The organism is Actinomycetospora chiangmaiensis DSM 45062, assembly GCF_000379625.1.
Classification (GTDB): Bacteria; Actinomycetota; Actinomycetes; order Mycobacteriales; family Pseudonocardiaceae; genus Actinomycetospora; species Actinomycetospora chiangmaiensis.
This window is the reverse complement of the sequence record NZ_KB903229.1, coordinates 438648-455721: the sequence shown is the minus strand read 5'-3', so window position 1 is coordinate 455721 and position 17074 is coordinate 438648. Positions and strand designations below refer to the sequence as shown.

Genomic DNA, 17074 nt, shown 5'->3' with positions numbered 1-17074 from the left:
GCTCCGCTCGCCCCTGCCGTCCTCAGTTCAGGGCGGCGGCCCGCGTGCCCGGCACCAGCAGCGACGCCTCCGGGGCGTCCGCCGGCACGTAGGCGGGGTCCGAGCCCCGGTCGAGGACGCGGTTGCGGTCGTCCACGAAGACCACGCGCGGCCGGTGGGCGCGGGCCTCGGAGTCGTCCATCTGCCCGTAGGCGATGAGGATGACGAGGTCGCCGGGGTGCACGAGGTGCGCGGCGGCGCCGTTGATCCCGATGACGCCGGAGCCGGCCTCGCCCGGGATCACGTAGGTCTCCAGGCGGGCACCGTTGGTGACGTCGACGATCGCGACCTGCTCCCCCTCGAGCAGGTCGGCCGCGGCCATCAGGTCGGTGTCGACGGTGACCGACCCGACGTAGTGCAGGTCCGCGTCCGTGACCGTCGCCCGGTGGATCTTGGACTTGAGCATCGTGCGCAGCATCAGACTCTCTCCGTCACCGAGACGTGGGCGTTGTCGATCAGGCGGGTTGCGCCCAGACGGGCGGCGATGAGCAGGCGGGCGTCGCCGATCGTCGGGGCGGGGCCGAGCTCCGGGTCGCGCAGCTCGACGTAGTCGACCTCGAGGGCCGGCTCGGCGGCGAGCACCTCGCGGGCGGCCGCGACGACCGCCTCCGGGCCCTGCTCACCGGCGTACTGGCCGGCCGAGAGCGCAGCGGAGATCGCCACGGCCTGCCGGCGCTGGGTCTCGTCGAGGTAGGCGTTGCGGCTCGACCGCGCCAGCCCGTCGGTCTCGCGGACGGTGGGGACGCCGACCACGTGGACGTCGATGTCGAGGTCGCGCACCATCCGCCGGATCAGCGCCAGCTGCTGCCAGTCCTTCTCCCCGAAGAACGCGACGTCCGGCACGCAGATCGCGAACAGCTTGTTGACCACCGTCAGCATCCCCGCGAAGTGCCCGGGACGGGCGGCGCCCTCGAGCTCGGCGCCGAGCGGCCCCGGGTCGATGCTCGTGGTGAAGCCCGCCGGGTACATCGTGTCGACGTCGGGTGCGAACACGAGCTCGACGCCCTCCTCGCGGCACATCTCGAGGTCGGCCTCGAACGCGCGGGGGTAGCGGTCGAAGTCCTCGGTCGGCCCGAACTGGCGGGGGTTCACGAAGATCGACACCACGGTGCTGGAGCCGGGGATCGAGCGGGCGCGGCGCATCAGCTCGCGGTGGCCGTCGTGCAGGGCACCCATCGTCGGGACGAGCGTGACCCGGCGGCCGCCGCCGCGCATCGCCTTCGTCACGCGGCGCAGCGTGTTCGGGTCGGTGTGGACGGTGAGGCCGTCCTTGACGTACTTCGGCCGGGAGCGCCCGAGCAGGTCGTGCGTGCGCAGGCTGGAGGGGCGGGTCACGGCGTGTGCCTCTCGAAGGTGTCGATGACGGCGGTGAACTCGTCGTCGCCGATGAGCCCGCCGGCGTGGGCGCGCTCGGCGGTGCGGCGGGCGAGGGCGCGGTAGAGCTCGGCCGACTCGGGGGCCCGCGCGTCGAGGTGGCGCAGGTGGGTCGCGACGGTCCCCGCGTCGCCGCGGACGACCGGCCCGGTCAGGGCGCGGTCGCCGAGGCGCAGGGCGTTGTCGAGCGCTGCCGACAGGAGCGGGGCGAGCACGCGTTCGGCCGGCTCGATCCCGGCGTCGCGCAGCAGGTCGGCGGCCTCGCGGACCAGCGTGATCAGGTGGTTCGCGCCGTGCGCGAGCGCCGCGTGGTAGAGCGGGCGCATCTCCTCGGGGATGCGCACCGGCTCCGCCCCGATCTCGACGACGAGCGCCTCGCCGACGAGCCAGGCCGCCTCCGCGTCCTCGGTCGGCGAGCTGTTCGCGGTCACCCCGACGCAGGCCCCGGTGAGCCGGGTGACGTCCTCCGGCCGGCCGGTGATCGTCATGGCCGGGTGCAGGGCGATGGGGAGCACGTCGTGCTCCGCGGCCGGGCCGAGCACGCCCACCCCGTGGGACCCGCAGGTGTGGACCAGGATCTGCCCGGGCCGCAGGCACCCCGATGCCGCGAGCCCGCGCACCAGCCCGGGCAGGACGTCGTCGGGCACGGCGAGCAGGGCCAGGTCGGCGTTCCGCACGACCTCGTCGGGCGGCAGGATCGCCGCCCCGGGCAACAGGGCCTCGGCGCGGGCGCGCGAGGCGCGTGACACGGCGGAGGCCGCGACGACCGTGTGGCCGGCGGCCGCCAGCGCGGCGCCCATCACGGCGCCGACCCTCCCGGCGGAGACCACGCCGACGTCGAGACGCGCAGGCCTGGGCCCGGCGTCGCTGCCGGAGGCGCTCACGAGCACACCCCTTCACCACTCGTCGTTCCCGTCCCGCTCAGTGGAGCGGGTACCGGACGATGCGCTGGCGAGGGTAGACGCGCGACGACGTCCCGGTGGCCGTGGGTGATCGGGATGACAGTCGGGCACCGTGACGTCAGCGGTGGCACACGGCTGACACCGGACGTCAGCGGTGGGCCACGGCTGACACCCCCAGCACCCTGACGTCAGCGGTGGCCCATTGCTGTCACCTGACGCGCGAACGGGGCCACCGACGCACGCGCCCGGCTACCCCCGCGGCCGCTGCCAGGGCTGCGACGGCGGGTACGGCGGCTGCGGGCCGCCCCACCCCGGTCCGGAAGGACCCGGCGTCGGGAAGGGGCCGGACGGCGGGCGGGGACCCGGTGGCGGGCCGGGCGGCGGCTGCTGCCCCTGGGGGACGCCGGGCGCGGTGACCGCGGCCATGCGGGTGCGGACGAGGTTGTCGAGCAGCTCGGCGTGCCAGCGCGGGTCGGGCGGGATGGCGCCGCGCTCGGCACGGGCCCGCAGGAACGCCAGCTCGGACACCGCGTGCTGGTAGTGGACGACGGCATGGGCGGCCGGCCTGCCGGCGGTCCGGCGGACGGCCGCGAGCCAGCGTCGTCGTCCGGACATGCTGCCGAGGAGCGGGACCTCGCTCTCGGCGATCCAGCCCGCGGCGGCGAAGCCCGGCATCTGGCGGGCCAGCACGTCGCGTTCCCGGCGGCGCTGCCAGATCACGAGGCCGAGGAGCGCGAGGAACAGCGGCACCATGATGAGGATGTACACGCCGAAGAACCCGGGGCCGAGCTGCGTCGCGGAGTTCCACAGCGCGTGCAGGATCACCGCGAGGACGTAGCCGAGCAGGATCGCCAGCGCGCCGCCGACCCGCGAACGGATGCTCGCCGCGATCCCGACCCCGATGCCCGTCATGGAGGTGAACAGCGGGTGGGCGAACGGCGAGAGGACCCCGCGCAGGATGAAGGTGACGATGACGCCGGCGACCGGGGCCGTGCCGGCGTCGGTGAACGCGCGGCCGAAGTAGATGATGTTCTCGGTGAAGGCGAAGCCCGCGCCGACGAAGCCGGCGTAGACCACGCCGTCGACGATCCCGTCGAACTCGCGGCGCCGGAACAGCAGCAGCCCCACCACGAACGCGCCCTTGACGAACTCCTCGACCAGCGGCGCGGAGATCACCGCGCCGACGAAGTCGCCCTGCCCCCGTCCGAGCAGCAGCTCCGCGGCGAGCACGGCGCTGGAGTTGATGATCAGCGCGACCAGGGCCGCGAACCCGGCGCCCCACAGGAACGCGGTGAGCAGCAGGCGCGGCGGCTCCGGCTCCCAGCGGTCGACCCAGGCGAACGCCAACAGCACCGGCCCCACCGGCAGCAGCGCGCAGATCGCGCCGACGACGACGCCGCCGGTGCCGATCTCGGTGCTCGCGAAGCCCACGGCGGCCAGCGCGCAGATGCCGAGCACGATGAGCCCGAGGACGGGCCAGACGAGCGTGCGGCGCTGCTGCGGGGCGAGCCGGACCGGGGTGGCGATCACCCTGCCGCAGGGTAGTGGCTCCCGGCCGCCCCGGCGGGACGGACGATCAGCGCGACGGGCGGCGGCGGTCCTGCGCGTGCGCGGCGAGCAGCTCGGCCACGGTCCGGCCGCCCGTCCCCCGACCGGGCGCCGAAGGGTGGGACACCTCGTTCACGTGCTGGCGGGGCAGCCGCGGTCCGTTCCCGACGCCGGGTGCGGCCGGCCGGGCGGGCCCCTCACCCGCGACGGCCTGCAGCTGCGCCGGCAGCGGCGCCGCGCGGGTCTCGGCGTTCTCCAGGTGAGAGCGCAGCCGCTCGACCTCGGCGCGCAGGGCCGTCAGCTCCTGGCCGGCCTCGGCAACGATCTCCCGGCGCACCGTCTGCTCGACCGTGAGCTCGTGCTCGCGGCGGGCGTCGATCTCGGCGGCCAGCTCGAGCTCGTAGGTGCGACGCATCGACTCGAGCTCCCGCTCCGGGTCGTTCCCCCCGCCGCCGCTGCGCCGGGCGAGCGCCGCGACCGCGAGCAGCGCGGCCCACAGCCCGGCGATCACCCCGAGGCGCAGCAGGCGCTCGTCGTCGGCGAGCACCACGGTGGTCGCGGCGAGCGCCGCGCACAGCGCCGTCACGACGAGCAGCACGCGGACCAGGGGGTCTCCGGGGCGTCCGCCACCCGTGGTGACGGACGCGCGCGACCCGCGACGCCGGTCGGCCCCGGGGTTGGCCATGTCCGGACTGTATCGACCGTGCCCGCATGTCCACGGTGAGGCCCGCGGCGCGGACGGGTCAGCGGCGGTCCTCCGGGAGGCGCGACTCCGGATCGTCCGGGGTACGACAACACCACTCGAGGGCGAGCGCCGCCGCGACGAGGACGACCGATCCGACGATCCCGATCACCGCCGCCGTCGTGTCCGAGGCCGCGGCGGCCACCTGCGCGCGCCGGGGCAGGACGAAGGCGAGCACCCCGCACCAGGCCCCGCCCACGAGCGACCCGGCCAACGCCGAGGCCTTCGCGAGGGCGACGGCCCGGGCCGCGGCGAGCGCGTCGACCGGCCGCGCCCCGGGTCGCTGCTGGATCCGGCGGTACAGCACGACGGCGATGCCGCCCTCGACCAGCCCGAGCACGAGGAAGGTCAGGCCGGCCGGGGCGGGCAGCGGTGGGATCGAACCGTAGAGCAGCCCGAGCGCGAGGTTCGTGGCGAGCCCGGCGGCCACCGCGATGACGAGCAGGACCGACGGGCTGGTGCGCGTCGTCATCAGCGCGCCCCCGGCTCCGTCTCCCGCTCCCCGGGTCGAGCTCCGCTGCGCTCCGTCTCCCGCTCCCCGGTGTCGAGATGCACCCCGGCCCGCTCGTCGGCGGGCAGCGCCGCCAGCAGGTCGGCGATCCGACCGCGGCCCGGGACCTCGTCGTCCGGGGCGATCTCCGCCCACGGCACGAGCACGAACGCGCGCTCGTGCAGGCGCGGGTGGGGCAGGAGGAGTTCGGGGTCCTCGCTGTGCACCGGTCCGTCGGTGTCGGTCACGACGAGGACGTCCACGTCGAGCGTCCGCGGCCCCCACCGCACGGCGTCCTCGCCGCGGTCGCGGTCGCGGGCCTGCTCGGCGGACCGGGCGCGGGCGAGCCAGACCCACGGCCCGGCCTCGGGGTCCTCGACGGTGACGACGAGGTTGAGGAAGTCCTCCTGGTCGACGCCGCCCCACGGAGCGGTGCGGTAGACCGAGGACACCTCGCGGGTCCAGGGCGCGAGCCCCGCGAGCGCCGCCGCGAGGTGGGCCCGCCGGTCGCCGAGGTTCGACCCCAGCGAGAGCACGGCCCGGGTCACGATGTCCCCGGCCGGCTGCGTCGGATCCGCACCGCGACGTCGGCGAACGGCCGCGCGATCGGGGCCTGCGGCTTGTGCAGGGTGACCTCGACCTCCGCCACCCGCGGATCGTCGAGGACCACGTCGGCCACGTCGGCCGCGACCGCCTCGATCAGCGAGCGCGGGGCGCCCTCGACCACCACGGCCGCGGCCTCGGCGAGGGCGCCGTAGTCCACGGTGTCGTCGAGGTCGTCGCTGCGGCCGGCGGCGATGAGGTCGACGTGCAGGACGAGGTCGAGCACGAAGTCCTGCCCGTCGCGACGTTCGTGCTCGAACACGCCGTGGTGGCCGCGGACCCGGAGTCCGCGGAGCTCGATGGTGTCGCGTGTGCTCACGAGTCGGCCCTCGCGGCGCGGGAGGTGCCCCAGTGCCAGGCGGCGGCCACGGCGACGGCGTCGAGCGAGGCGCCGACCTCGTGCACCCGCACGCCCCACGCGCCGGCGTTCGCGGCGAGGGCGGAGACCGCCGCGGTCGCGTGCTCACGCCCGTCGGGAGGCCGGGGCGTCCCGTCGTCGTCGGCGAGCAGGGCGCCGAGGAACCGCTTGCGGGAGGCCCCGACGAGCACCGGGAAGTCGAGCGAGGTGAACACATCGAGCTTGCGCAGCAGCTGCCAGTTGTGGGCGGCCGTCTTCGCGAAGCCGAGCCCCGGGTCGAGGACGAGCCGGGCCGGGTCGACGCCCGCGAGGACCGCGCGGTCGATCTGCTCGATCATCTCGGCGAGGACCTCGCCCACCACGTCCTCGTAGCTCGCAAGGTTCGTCATCCGGTCCGACGGCCCGCGCCAGTGCATGAGCACCCAGCCGCAACCCGCGTCGGCGACGACCCGGGCCATCGTCGGGTCGGCCAGCCCGCCGGAGACGTCGTTGACGAGCTCGGCGCCGGCCTCGAGCGCCTTCACCGCGACCTCGGCACGGGTGGTGTCGACGCTGACCCGGACGCCGTGGGCGACGAGTTCGGCGACGACGGGGACCACCCGCTCGATCTCGGTCGCGGCGTCGACCCGCTCCGCGCCGGGCCGGGTCGACTCGCCGCCGACGTCGACGTAGGTGGCCCCGCGCTCCGCCATGGCCACGCCGTGCGCGACGGCGTCGTCACGGTTCAGCCACCGGCCCCCGTCGGAGAACGAGTCGGGCGTGACGTTGAGGACGCCCATCACGAGGCAGTGGTTGGGGCGGAGCAGCGCGACGGGCGGCACGGGTCGCCGTCAGTGCCGGATCAGGCCGAGCGCCTCGGCCCGGGTGCTCGCCGACGACTTGAGCACGCCACGCACCGCGGAGGTGGTGGTGCGCGAGCCCGGCTTGCGGACACCGCGCGCCGACATGCACTGGTGCTCGGCGTCGATCACCACGAGGACACCGCGGGCGCCGAGCGTGTGGTCCAGCGCGTCGGCGACCTGGGTGGTGAGCCGCTCCTGCACCTGCGGCCGCCGGGCGTAGAGGTCGACGAGGCGGGCGAGCTTCGACAGCCCGGTGACCCGGCCGTCCGTGCCCGGCAGGTAGGCGACGTGGGCGACGCCGTGGAACGGCAGCAGGTGGTGCTCGCACATCGAGAACAGCGGGATGTCACGGACGAGGACCAGCTCGTCGTGGTCCTCGGAGAACGTCCGCTCGAGGACCCCGGCGGGGTCGGTCCACAGGCCCGCGAACAGCTCCCGGTAGGAGCGCGCCACCCGGGCCGGAGTGTCGCGCAGTCCCTCACGGTCGGGGTCCTCCCCGATACCGATGAGCAGTTCCCGGACCGCGGCCTCGATGCGCGCCGCGTCGAAGGCCTCGAGCCGCTCGGACTCGACGGCTCGACCCCCGTTCCGCTCGTTCTCGTGATCGACGGGTCGCGCCGTCTCCTGGCTGGTGGTCACGTCTCCCTCGCCCGTTTCTCGGGTGCGCGGGCCGGCCCGTGCCTCCGCGTCGGGGAGGGTGGCCGCCGCTGGTCAGCTCTCCGTGCGACCGTCGGTACGACGGCCTTCCGGATCACCGTACGGGTTCACGCCGCCCTCGCCCGGCGATGTGAACGAGGTCCCGCTCGACTGGTCGTGGTCCGGAGCACTCCGGCGTCCGCCGGCCGACGATCCGTCCTCCGGCGCAGCGTGCTGGCCCCCGGGGCTGCCCCAGCCCTGCGAGGACGACCCCGACCCGTGCTGGCCGTACGGCCGCGTGTTCGGGTCCCACGACGTCCCGCGGGGCGTGGTGCCCGGCGTCCAGCCGGGAGGCGCCCCGTAGTTCGGTGGCACCGCCGACGGCGGCTGCGACGAGCCCCCGGTGCGGTACACGTCGGGGATGCCCCACCCGGAGGTCCCGGGCCCGGTGGCCCGCTCGCCCGGCCCGACGGCGGGCGTGCCCACCGCCGGCGTGTCCGGCGCGCCCCACCCGTGGCCGTTCTGACCCGGGGAGGACTGGCCGTTGCGGTCGGCCGCGGGCTGCTGCCCGTTCTGGCCGTTCTGCGTGTGGGCGCTCTGTCCGTTCGGGCCGTGGCCGTTGCTCCCGGCCCCGACGCGCGCGGGCTCGCGGCGCTCGTCCTCCGGCGGCCACGGCTCGCCGCGCTCGGTGGCGATCTCGCGCCGCGTCTTGATCGGCGGCCGGTCGGAGGGCGTGCGCTCCCCGAAGTCGTTGAACATCGTGATGCGCGGCCGCTTGGTGACCGAGGCGAAGACCCGCTCCAGGTCCTTGCGCTGCAGCGTCTCGTGCTCGATCAGCTCGGCGGTCAGCGCGTCGAGCGCGTCGCGATGGGTGTTCAGGATCTCCCACGCCTCGGTGTGCGCGGCCTCGATGAGCTTGCGCACCTCCTCGTCGATCTCGTGGGCGACCTCGAGCGAGTAGTCCGACTGCTTGCCCGCGGTGCGGCCGAGGAAGGGCTCGCCCTGCTCCTGGCCGTACTTCACGGCGCCGAGCTTGGCGCTCATGCCGTACTCGGTGACCATCGCGCGGGCGATCTTCGTCGCCTGCTCGATGTCGGAGGACGCACCCGTCGTCGGCTCGTGGAAGACGAGCTCCTCGGCGGAGCGGCCACCCATCGCGAACACGAGGCGGGCGATCATCTCCGAGCGGGTCATCAACTCCTTGTCGTCCTCCGGGACGACGAGGGCGTGCCCACCGGTGCGACCGCGCGGCAGGATCGTCACCTTGTAGACCGGCTCGATGTCCGGCATCGCCCACGCGGCCAGGGCGTGCCCGGCCTCGTGGTACGCGGCGACCTTCTTCTCCTGCTCGGAGATGATCCGGCTCTTGCGGGCCGGGCCACCGATCACGCGGTCGACCGACTCCTCCAGCGAGGCGCCCGTGATCTGCTGCTGGTTGAGGCGCGCGGTGAGCAGCGCGGCCTCGTTGAGGACGTTCGCGAGGTCGGCACCGGAGAACCCGACGGTGCGCTTGGCCAGCCCGTCGAGGTCGGCGTCCGGGGCGAGGGGCTTGCCCTTGCCGTGCACGGCGAGGATCTGGCGGCGACCCGCGAGGTCGGGCGCGGCGACGGGGATCTGCCGGTCGAAGCGACCGGGACGCAGCAGCGCCGGGTCGAGGATGTCGGGGCGGTTCGTCGCCGCGATCAGGATGATCCCGCCGCGGGCGTCGAAGCCGTCCATCTCGACGAGCAGCTGGTTCAGCGTCTGCTCGCGCTCGTCGTGCCCGCCGCCCATGCCGGCACCGCGGTGACGACCCACGGCGTCGATCTCGTCGACGAACACGATGCAGGGCGAGTTCTGCTTGGCCTGCTCGAACAGGTCACGCACCCGGGACGCACCGACACCGACGAACATCTCGACGAAGTCCGAGCCGGAGATCGTGTAGAACGGCACGCCCGCCTCGCCGGCCACGGCGCGCGCCAGCAGCGTCTTGCCGGTACCGGGCGGGCCGTAGAGCAGGACGCCCTTCGGGATCTTCGCGCCGAGCGCCTGGTAGCGCGTCGGGTTCTGGAGGAAGTCCTTGATCTCGTAGAGCTCCTCGACGGCCTCGTTCGCGCCGGCGACGTCGGCGAAGGTCGTCTTGGGCATGTCCTTGTTGAGCTGCTTGGCCTTGGACTTGCCGAACGACAGGACGCGGTTGCCGCCGCCCTGCGCGTTCATCATCCAGAACAGCAGCACCAGGACGAGGCCCAGCGGGATCAGGTAGATCAGCATCTGGCCGAGCAGGGACTCCTGCGTGACCTGGGTGTCGAAGCCGTTGCGGGCCGGGTTCTCCCGCAGCTCCGTGAAGATCTGGTTCCCGGCGGCGGCCGGGTACTGCGCGTAGATCTGCGTGGTGCGCGTCGGTGACCCGGACGTGCCGTCCGCGGGCGGGACGTCGACGGGGTTCACCAGCGTCATACGCAGACGCTGTTCCTTGTCCTCGAGCGTGACCTCGGCGACGTTGCGCTGGTCGATCTGCTGGAGGGCGAGGGACGTCGAGGCCTGGGTGTAACCACGCGTGTCGCTGAAGAACGACGACACGACCAGGTAGACGACGAAGAGCACCACGATCCAGATCAGCGGATTGCGGAGCAGGCGCTTGCGGTCCATGCGGTGGCGGCCGGTCCGGCCTCGACCCTCCCCGGGTTGACTCACTGCCGTCTGTCATGCCAGGGAAGCCCTGATGAATGCCAATGTACCCCGGCCCACTGACGCCGACCCGCGCGCGGCGTGACGTGCGCGACGTCAGCGCCGGCGCTGCGCCGTCCCGAACAGCCCGCGGCTGATCTCCCGGCCCGCCGCGCTCGCGGCCGACCGCAGGAACGAGCGGACCATCGGGTTGGCCATCGCCTTCTCGAACAACCCCGGTCCCTCGTCGGCCTCGGGCGGCGGCGCCTGCGGCGGGGCGGGCTGCGGCGGCTGGTCGGCCGGCACCGGTTCGGCCCGCACCTCGGGCGCCTGGGTGGCCCCGGTCCGGGCCGAGAGCCGCTCGTAGGCGGACTCCCGGTCGATGGTCTCGCCGTAGCGGGCCCACAGCGGCGACGCCTTCGCCGCCTCGGTGACCGCCGGGGCGCCGATCGCCCCCATCAGCGAGCGCGGGGCGCGCAGGCGGGTCCACGCGACCGGCGTGGGGGCGCCGCGCTCGGAGAGCACCGTGACGATGGCCTCGCCGATGCCCAGCGAGGTCAACGCGGTCTCGATGTCGTAGACCTTCGACCTCGGGTAGGTCCGCGCGGTCCGCGTCAGGGCCTTCTGGTCGTCCGGGGTGAAGGCGCGCAGCGCGTGCTGTACCCGGGCGCCCAGCTGCGAGAGGACGTCGTTCGGGATGTCGGTGGGCAGCTGGGTGCAGAAGAAGACGCCGACGCCCTTGGACCGGATGAGTTTGACGGTCTGCTCGATGCGCTCCAGGAACGCCTTCGACGCGTCGGCGAAGAGCAGGTGCGCCTCGTCGAAGAAGAACACGAGCTTGGGCTTGTCGAGGTCGCCCGCCTCCGGGAGGTCCTCGAAGAGCTCCGCGAGCAGCCACATGAGGAAGGTGGAGAACAGGGTCGGGTCGGCCTGCTGGTCGGCGAGCTCGAGCAGCGTCACCACCCCGCGGCCGCCCTCGACCGCGAGCAGGTCGGCCGGGTCGAACTCCGGCTCTCCGAAGAACTGGTCGCCGCCGCGGGCCTCGAGGTTCACCAGCGCCCGCAGGATCACGCCCGCCGTCGCCGTCGAGACACCGCCGATCTCCTTGAGCTCGGCCTTGCCCTCGTCGGAGAGCAGGTGCTGGATGACCGCCCGCAGGTCCTTGGTGTCCAGCAGGGCGAGCTGCTTCTGGTCGGCGTAGTGGAAGATCAGTCCGAGCGTCGATTCCTGCGTGGCGTTGAGCCCGAGCACCTTCGACAGCAGGATCGGCCCGAACGCGGTGATCGTCGCGCGGACCGGCACCCCGATGCCGGCGGCGCCGAGCGACAGGAACCGCACCGGGTAGGCGGTGGGGGCCCAGTCGTCCCCGGTCTCCGCGGCCCGCTTCGTCAGGCGGTCACCCGACTCGCCGGCGCGGGCGAGCCCGGAGAGGTCGCCCTTGACGTCGGCGAGCATCACCGGGACGCCCGCCGCGGAGCACTGCTCGGCGAGGTTCTGCAGGGTCTTGGTCTTGCCGGTGCCGGTGGCGCCCGCGACCAGGCCGTGGCGGTTCAGCGTCGCGAACGGGATGCGCACCCGGGCCGCCGGATCGGTGGCCCCGTCGATCACCACCGCACCCAGCTCGAGCGCGGCACCGTCCGTGGCGTACCCGGCGGCGATCTCGGTCGCGGCCTCGTTCCCGGTCACGGCGGGGAGAGTAGCCGGTCATGGCCTCTCGGCCTTCCTGACGACGGAGGTGGTGGCGACACGCCGCGCGGCGCCCGGATTCCCCCCCATCGGGCGACTCCCGCCGTCCGGAAACGGAGCACCGGCGACCGGCGCGGCGCGGCGTCCCCCACTCGCCCCCCGCAGCCCGCCCGCACAGCCCGGTCGGGCACCGCGCACGGTGACGCTCGGTCGGAAGCGTCACCCTCCCGGCCGAGACACGCTGCGATCATGGCGGTACGCCTGCCACGCTGCGGACATGGCGCTCCCCACCGCCCAGCCCCGGGTCCCCGACCCCGGTGCCGCCCGACGTCAGGTCTCGGCCGAGGTCGCCCGGGTGCTGGACATCGCACGTCACGAGGCCGCCGAGCGCGGCCACCACTGGATCGGCACCGCACACCTGCTGCGGGCCCTCGTCCGGGCCGACGGCCCGGAGGCCGGTCTGCTCGCCGCGGCCGGCGTGACCGACCGCGGCAGCGACACCGCCCTCACCCTCGCGGTGTGGACGGCGGCCGGAGAACCCGACCCCTCGGGCCCGCCCGGGCCGCCGATCGCGAACGGCGCGGTCCTCGAGGTGCTCGCCGCCGCGCAGGTGCGCGCGGCCGGGTTCGACCACGACGTCTCGGTCTCGGACCTGCTGACCGCGCTCCTGCGCCACGGCGGCGACCAGGCGGCGGACATGCTCACGACGCTCGGCGCGGACGCGGACCGGCTGCTCGACGCCCTCGCCGGGCTCGATGCCCTGACCGGTCCGGTGCCGCCCGCGGTCTCGGCGCGCCGCCCCTCCCCGGTGCGGCGGATCCAGCCGCGCGACCCGGGCACCCTGCTGGGGTGGCCGTCGGCCTCGTGACGGACGGGGGTCGCCGACGCGGCCCCCGCCCCACGTGCCCGCGAGCTCCGGCGCGCGTCAGCGGGCCGGGAGGTCGACCCGGCTCGCCACGATCTCGCCGCGCTGGTCGCGCTCGCCGGTGACCGTGACGGCGAGACCCGCCCGGAGTGCGGCGTTGCCGCCGGCCGCCGGCGTGGCGACGACCGTGCCCGGGGTGGTCTGGAGGGCCGTCAGGCTCCCGTCGGCCCCCCGGACGGTGAGGACCGGGGAGCCTCCCGGGGGCGTGTCCACCGACTCGATGGTGCCGATGGTCTGGGGCACCGAGCCCGGACCGGTCGCCGGTGCGATGGCGCGCCCGATCAACAGGCCCGCGCCGAGGAGCACGACCCCGGCGAGGACGAGCAGCAGGATGCGGGTCGACCGCGCCATGCCGGGTCGCCGGAGACGCTCGCGCACGTCGACGTCGTCGATCGGCTCGTCGAGCACGGCCGCCGAGGTGCGGGTGCTGCCCCTCGCGTCCTCCTCCCAGCCCCGCGCCGGGCCGCCGTCACGGCGCACCGTGTCGGGCCCGAAGGCCGGTTGCGGGCTGGCCGGGTGGATCGGGCCCGTCTCCGTCGTGGTCTCCGCCGCGTCCGTCGCGGGCTTCTCGTCGTCCGACATCGTCGTCCCCTCTACTCCCGCCGCAAGGCCTCGATCGGCCGCAGGCGCGCGGCGCGCCGGGCCGGGTAGCCGCCGAAGAACACCCCGATGACGATCGACACCACGACCGCCACGACCACCGCGGCGGGCACCACCACCGCGCGGAACCCGTTCGGGAGCGGGATGAGCGTCCCGGCCACCCCGATGCCGACGCCGATGAGACCGGCCAGCACGGACAGGATCGTGGACTCCACGAGGAACTGGCCGAGGATCGCCGACGGCGGGGCACCGAGCGCCTTGCGGATCCCGATCTCGCGGGTCCGCTCGGTGACCGACACCAGCATGATGTTGGTGATCCCGATCCCGCCCACCAGCAGCGAGATGCCCGCGATGCCGGCGAGGAGCAGGGAGAACGTCGACAGGGTCTGGTCGAGCACCTGGGCGAGCTGGGCGGAGCTGATGAGCTGGTAGTCGCGGTTGTTCGGGTTCGTGATCCCGTGTCGCCGGTCGAGGATCGAGTAGATCTCCGACTCGGCGGCGTTCTGGGTCGTCGACGCCCGCGCCCCGACCACGATCTGGTTGAGGTTCCCGAAGCCGGTGAACGCGCTCTGCACGGTGGTGATCGGCGCGAGCACGTTCGAGTCGGGGTTGGCGAACCCGCCACCCTGGCCCTTGGCCTGCAGGACCCCGATGATCTGCAGGGGGACGCCCTTGACGAGAAGGCTCCGCCCCAACGGGGTCGACCCGACGCCGTAGAGGTCGTCGGCCACGGTGCGGCCGATCACGGCCACCGGACGGCCGTCGGCGACGTCCGCCTCGTCGTAGGCCCGACCGGCGGCCACCACCGTGTTCGACCCCGGGAAGTACTGGGGCGTGCTGCCGATGACCGTCGCGGTCTCGGAGTTGGGGCCGGCGGCGACGGTCGACGAGCTCTGCACGACCGGCGCGACGTACCCGACGTCCGGTGCCCCCTGCGGATCGGCGATCGCCGTGGCGTCGCCCGAGGTCAGCGGGCGGGCGGACGCGCCGGCGGCGGCCCCGGCGGTCCCGCCGGGGGCACGGGCGAGCACCGTGATGCTGTTGGCGCCCAGCCCCGAGATCTGTCCCTGGATGTACTGCGCCGCCCCGTTGCCGAGCGCGGTCAGCAGGATCACCGCGGCGATGCCGATGATGATCCCGAGCATCGTCAGCAACGACCGGAGCCGGTTCGCGAGCAGCGCCCGGACGGCGAACCGGACGATCTCGACGGAGCTCACGGCCGGGCCCCGGAGCTCTCGCGCAGCCGACCGTCGGTCACGGTGACCACGCGATCGGCCCGCTCGGCGACCTCGGCGTCGTGGGTGATGATCACGATGGTGCGGCCGGTGGCGTGGAGACCGTCGAAGAGGTCCAGGACGTCGGCCGTGCTCGCGGAGTCGAGGTTGCCGGTGGGCTCGTCGGCCAGCAGGAGCGCGGGCGCGGTGACGAGGGCCCGGGCGACGGCGACCCGCTGCTGCTGACCACCGGAGAGCTGGTTCGGACGGTGGTCGGTCCGTTCCCCGAGGCCGACGACGTCGAGCGCGGCCAGGGTCCGCGCCCGCCGCACGCGCCGCGGGACCCCCGCATAGACCAGCGGGAGTTCGACGTTCGCGAAGGCGGTGGTGCGCGGGATCAGGTTGAACGACTGGAAGACGAACCCGATCTGTCGGTTGCGCAGCACCGACTGCTGACGGTCGTCGAGGTCGGCGACGTCGAGCCCCTCGAGCAGGTAGCGACCCGACGTCGGGGCGTCGAGGCAGCCCAGGATGTTGAGCAGCGTCGACTTGCCCGAGCCCGACTGGCCGATCACCGCGACGTACTCGCCCCGGCGGACGAGCAGGTCGACCTCGCGCAGGGCGTGGACCGCGGTCTCGCCCTCGCCGTAGACCTTCGACATCGACCGGACGTCGAGCACCGGCACGTCCGGCCGCACCGCGACGCGCCCGGTCATCGTCCGGCGCCGCCCGAACCGCCGCCCCCGTTGCCGCCGTTGCCGCCGCCGCGCAACCCGCGCAGGCTCGCCGCACTCGACGCCGACTGGTCGGGCAGCACCACGAGGTCGCCCAGCGAGAGACCCGAGGTCACCTGGGTGACCGTGTCCGACGACAGGCCCGTGCCGATCGTCCGCTCGAGAGAGGTCCCGTCCGGCTGGAGGACCTGAACCGTCCCCTGGCCGCTGTCCGGTCCGCCCACCGGCGTGACGGCTACGGAGGGCAGGAACGTCACGTCGTTCGCCTGGGCCACGGTGATCGAGACGCTCGCCGACATCCCCGGCCGCAGCCCGGGCGGCGGCGCGGTGATCGCGACGGCCGTGCCGTACTGCACGGTCGCCTGCGACCCGGGCAGCATGTTCACCGACATCACGGTGCCCGGCAGCTTCTGCCCCTGCAGGGCGTTCACCGACACCGCCACCGTCTGTCCCGTCGCGACCTTCGCGACGTCGAGCTCGGGTACCTGGGCGAGCACCTGCATCGCCCCGAGGTTCGCGATGGTCATCACCGCGGGCGCGGTCTGGGGGGCCGTCGCGTTCGACGCGGTCGCGCCACCCGACGCGGACCCGCCGCCCGTCGCGGCACCGCCGCCGCCCGTGGTGGCCGACTGGCCCGAGCCCGCGCCGCTGGAGAGCGCCGACCCGTCGGGCAGCCGCCCGCCCGCCGGGTTGCCGGTCCCGGTCTGGCTCACCACGACGCCCTGCGGTCCGGCCAGCTGCCCGGCGACCCCGTCCAGGCTGACGACGGTGCCGTCGGCCGGGGCTACCAGGTCGAGGTTCTGGGTGTTCTGGAACGACTGCACCCGCGTCGCGTTCGCCTGCGCGAGCTGGGACTCGGCGTTGCGGACCGCCGCCTCGCCCGGGTCCGCCGACGTCTGAGCGGTGGTCCCGCCGGCCTGCCCGGTTCCCGACGTCGAGGCAGTGCCGGTCCCGGTGGTGCCGCCGGTCCCGCCGTTGGTCCCCCCGCCGGTCTGGTCGGCCATCGGCCGGACCTGCTCGACGCCGGAGCCGTCCCCGGCGAAGCGGTTGATGGTGACGAGCCCGCCCTGCGGGGGCTGCGCAGTGCCGGCGGACGTTCCGCCCCCCGCCGCGCCGGTGCTCGTCGTCGACCCGCCAGCGCCCGTCGTCGGTGCTGTCGGGGCCGCCGGGGCGGCCGGGGCGGCCGGGGCGGCCGCACGCTGCTGCGTGGGCGCCTGTCCGGCCTGACCCGCCGTCGTCCCGGTCCCCGCGGCCTGCTGCTGCGTCGACTGCGGGTGGTCCTGCTGGTAGTGGGCGTCGTCGAGCTGCTGCTCGGCCGCCGCGACCTGGGCGTCCGCGGCGTCGAGGCTGGCCTGCGCGTACTCGCCGTCGAGGCGGGCGACCGTCTGTCCCTTGGTGACGCGGTCGCCCAGCCGGACCCGCACCTCGGCGATCCGGCCGCTGCTGGAGAAGTTCAGGGTCGCGCTCGTCGCGCTCGTCACCGTGGCGGCCGCGCTGATCGTCTCGGCCACGGTGCCGCGCCCGACGGGCGTCGTCCGCAGCGAGGCGTTCGAGCTGTCCGCACTCCTCGTCAGGCCGTACACCGTCCCGCCCGCGGCGAGGAGCACGAGCAGAACGACCAGCCCGTTCACGATCCAGAGTCGCCGGGCACCAGCCGCCATGCGGCGCACACTAGGGCCAGCCGCGCTGCCCGTTGCGCCCGGGGGGTGACGATCCGGCAGCGCACTCCCGG

17 protein-coding genes are annotated in these 17074 nt (G+C 74.5%); 1 reads left to right on the top strand and 16 read right to left on the bottom strand.

All coding sequences use genetic code 11. The features are described 5' to 3' along the window. Positions 1–22 precede the first annotated feature (22 nt). The 12 genes from panD to A3CO_RS0115590 form a co-directional block, all read right to left on the bottom strand. Positions 23–457 (bottom strand): aspartate 1-decarboxylase, encoded by a 435-nt coding sequence (gene panD / locus A3CO_RS0115645; protein ID WP_018333194.1) that lies wholly within the window; start codon positions 455–457, stop codon positions 23–25. After that, positions 457–1374: a pantoate--beta-alanine ligase gene (gene panC / locus A3CO_RS0115640; RefSeq protein WP_018333193.1), complete on the bottom strand. Its 918-nt coding sequence runs from the start codon at positions 1372–1374 to the stop codon at positions 457–459. The genes panD and panC overlap by 1 nt, the downstream gene beginning before the upstream one ends. Beyond that, a complete protein-coding gene (locus A3CO_RS0115635; protein WP_018333192.1) occupies positions 1371–2303 on the bottom strand; it encodes a Rossmann-like and DUF2520 domain-containing protein in 933 nt (310 codons plus the stop codon). Before A3CO_RS0115635 ends, panC begins: the two co-directional genes overlap by 4 nt. A 261-nt stretch (positions 2304–2564) precedes the next feature. Beyond that, the gene (locus A3CO_RS32525) at positions 2565–3845 is read right to left on the bottom strand and encodes a PrsW family intramembrane metalloprotease (RefSeq protein ID WP_018333191.1); all 1281 of its coding nucleotides are present in this window, start codon (positions 3843–3845) and stop codon (positions 2565–2567) included. Positions 3846–3891: 46 nt separating this feature from the next. Next, a complete protein-coding gene (locus tag A3CO_RS32520) occupies positions 3892–4548 on the bottom strand; it encodes a DUF6779 domain-containing protein (RefSeq protein ID WP_018333190.1) in 657 nt (218 codons plus the stop codon). A gap of 58 nt (positions 4549–4606) precedes the next feature. After that, positions 4607–5077 (bottom strand): DUF3180 domain-containing protein, encoded by a 471-nt coding sequence (locus A3CO_RS0115620; RefSeq protein WP_018333189.1) that lies wholly within the window; start codon positions 5075–5077, stop codon positions 4607–4609. After that, complete coding sequence (gene folK, locus A3CO_RS0115615; protein ID WP_018333188.1) at positions 5077–5643, bottom strand: 2-amino-4-hydroxy-6-hydroxymethyldihydropteridine diphosphokinase; 567 nt, start codon at positions 5641–5643, stop codon at positions 5077–5079. Before folK ends, A3CO_RS0115620 begins: the two co-directional genes overlap by 1 nt. Next, positions 5640–6017 (bottom strand): dihydroneopterin aldolase, encoded by a 378-nt coding sequence (folB, locus tag A3CO_RS0115610; RefSeq protein ID WP_018333187.1) that lies wholly within the window; start codon positions 6015–6017, stop codon positions 5640–5642. The genes folK and folB overlap by 4 nt, the downstream gene beginning before the upstream one ends. Next, the gene (gene folP, locus A3CO_RS0115605) at positions 6014–6835 is read right to left on the bottom strand and encodes a dihydropteroate synthase (RefSeq protein WP_033414528.1); all 822 of its coding nucleotides are present in this window, start codon (positions 6833–6835) and stop codon (positions 6014–6016) included. The genes folB and folP overlap by 4 nt, the downstream gene beginning before the upstream one ends. Before the next feature lie 51 nt (positions 6836–6886). Next, positions 6887–7537, bottom strand: coding sequence for a GTP cyclohydrolase I FolE (gene folE, locus A3CO_RS0115600; RefSeq protein ID WP_018333185.1), 651 nt, complete (start codon positions 7535–7537; stop codon positions 6887–6889). A gap of 72 nt (positions 7538–7609) precedes the next feature. Then, complete coding sequence (gene ftsH / locus A3CO_RS0115595; RefSeq protein WP_018333184.1) at positions 7610–10165, bottom strand: ATP-dependent zinc metalloprotease FtsH; 2556 nt, start codon at positions 10163–10165, stop codon at positions 7610–7612. Between the two features lie 135 nt (positions 10166–10300). Further along, positions 10301–11869, bottom strand: coding sequence for a helicase HerA-like domain-containing protein (locus tag A3CO_RS0115590; RefSeq protein WP_018333183.1), 1569 nt, complete (start codon positions 11867–11869; stop codon positions 10301–10303). Positions 11870–12146: 277 nt separating this feature from the next. Between A3CO_RS0115590 and A3CO_RS38710 the strand changes: the two genes are divergently transcribed. Continuing rightward, the gene (locus tag A3CO_RS38710; protein ID WP_018333182.1) at positions 12147–12737 is read left to right on the top strand and encodes a Clp protease N-terminal domain-containing protein; all 591 of its coding nucleotides are present in this window, start codon (positions 12147–12149) and stop codon (positions 12735–12737) included. A gap of 57 nt (positions 12738–12794) precedes the next feature. On the opposite strand, the gene A3CO_RS0115580 is transcribed toward A3CO_RS38710, so the two are convergent. Genes A3CO_RS0115580 through A3CO_RS37565 form a run of 4 tightly spaced genes read right to left on the bottom strand, consistent with a single transcriptional unit; the run spans position 12795 to position 17003 of the window. Further along, positions 12795–13376: a hypothetical protein gene (locus A3CO_RS0115580; protein ID WP_018333181.1), complete on the bottom strand. Its 582-nt coding sequence runs from the start codon at positions 13374–13376 to the stop codon at positions 12795–12797. Between the two features lie 11 nt (positions 13377–13387). Then, on the bottom strand, positions 13388–14611 hold the full coding sequence (locus tag A3CO_RS0115575; protein ID WP_018333180.1) for an ABC transporter permease: 1224 nt from the start codon (positions 14609–14611) through the stop codon (positions 13388–13390). Beyond that, on the bottom strand, positions 14608–15324 hold the full coding sequence (locus tag A3CO_RS0115570; RefSeq protein ID WP_018333179.1) for an ABC transporter ATP-binding protein: 717 nt from the start codon (positions 15322–15324) through the stop codon (positions 14608–14610). Before A3CO_RS0115570 ends, A3CO_RS0115575 begins: the two co-directional genes overlap by 4 nt. After that, the gene (locus tag A3CO_RS37565; protein WP_026204653.1) at positions 15321–17003 is read right to left on the bottom strand and encodes an efflux RND transporter periplasmic adaptor subunit; all 1683 of its coding nucleotides are present in this window, start codon (positions 17001–17003) and stop codon (positions 15321–15323) included. Before A3CO_RS37565 ends, A3CO_RS0115570 begins: the two co-directional genes overlap by 4 nt. Positions 17004–17074 lie beyond the last annotated feature (71 nt).

Excerpts from the sequence above, each read along its gene's own strand:
- panD (WP_018333194.1), bottom strand. The coding sequence starts at position 457 with ATGCTGCGCACGATGCTCAAGTCCAAGATCCACCGGGCGACGGTCACG.
- A3CO_RS32520 (WP_018333190.1), bottom strand. The coding sequence starts at position 4,548 with ATGGCCAACCCCGGGGCCGACCGGCGTCGCGGGTCGCGCGCGTCCGTC.
- A3CO_RS0115620 (WP_018333189.1), bottom strand. The coding sequence starts at position 5,077 with ATGACGACGCGCACCAGCCCGTCGGTCCTGCTCGTCATCGCGGTGGCC.
- folP (WP_033414528.1), bottom strand. The coding sequence starts at position 6,835 with ATGGGCGTCCTCAACGTCACGCCCGACTCGTTCTCCGACGGGGGCCGG.
- ftsH (WP_018333184.1), bottom strand. The coding sequence starts at position 10,165 with ATGGACCGCAAGCGCCTGCTCCGCAATCCGCTGATCTGGATCGTGGTG.
- A3CO_RS38710 (WP_018333182.1), top strand. The coding sequence starts at position 12,147 with ATGGCGCTCCCCACCGCCCAGCCCCGGGTCCCCGACCCCGGTGCCGCC.
- A3CO_RS0115580 (WP_018333181.1), bottom strand. The coding sequence starts at position 13,376 with ATGTCGGACGACGAGAAGCCCGCGACGGACGCGGCGGAGACCACGACG.
- A3CO_RS0115570 (WP_018333179.1), bottom strand. The coding sequence starts at position 15,324 with ATGACCGGGCGCGTCGCGGTGCGGCCGGACGTGCCGGTGCTCGACGTC.
- A3CO_RS37565 (WP_026204653.1), bottom strand. The coding sequence starts at position 17,003 with ATGGCGGCTGGTGCCCGGCGACTCTGGATCGTGAACGGGCTGGTCGTT.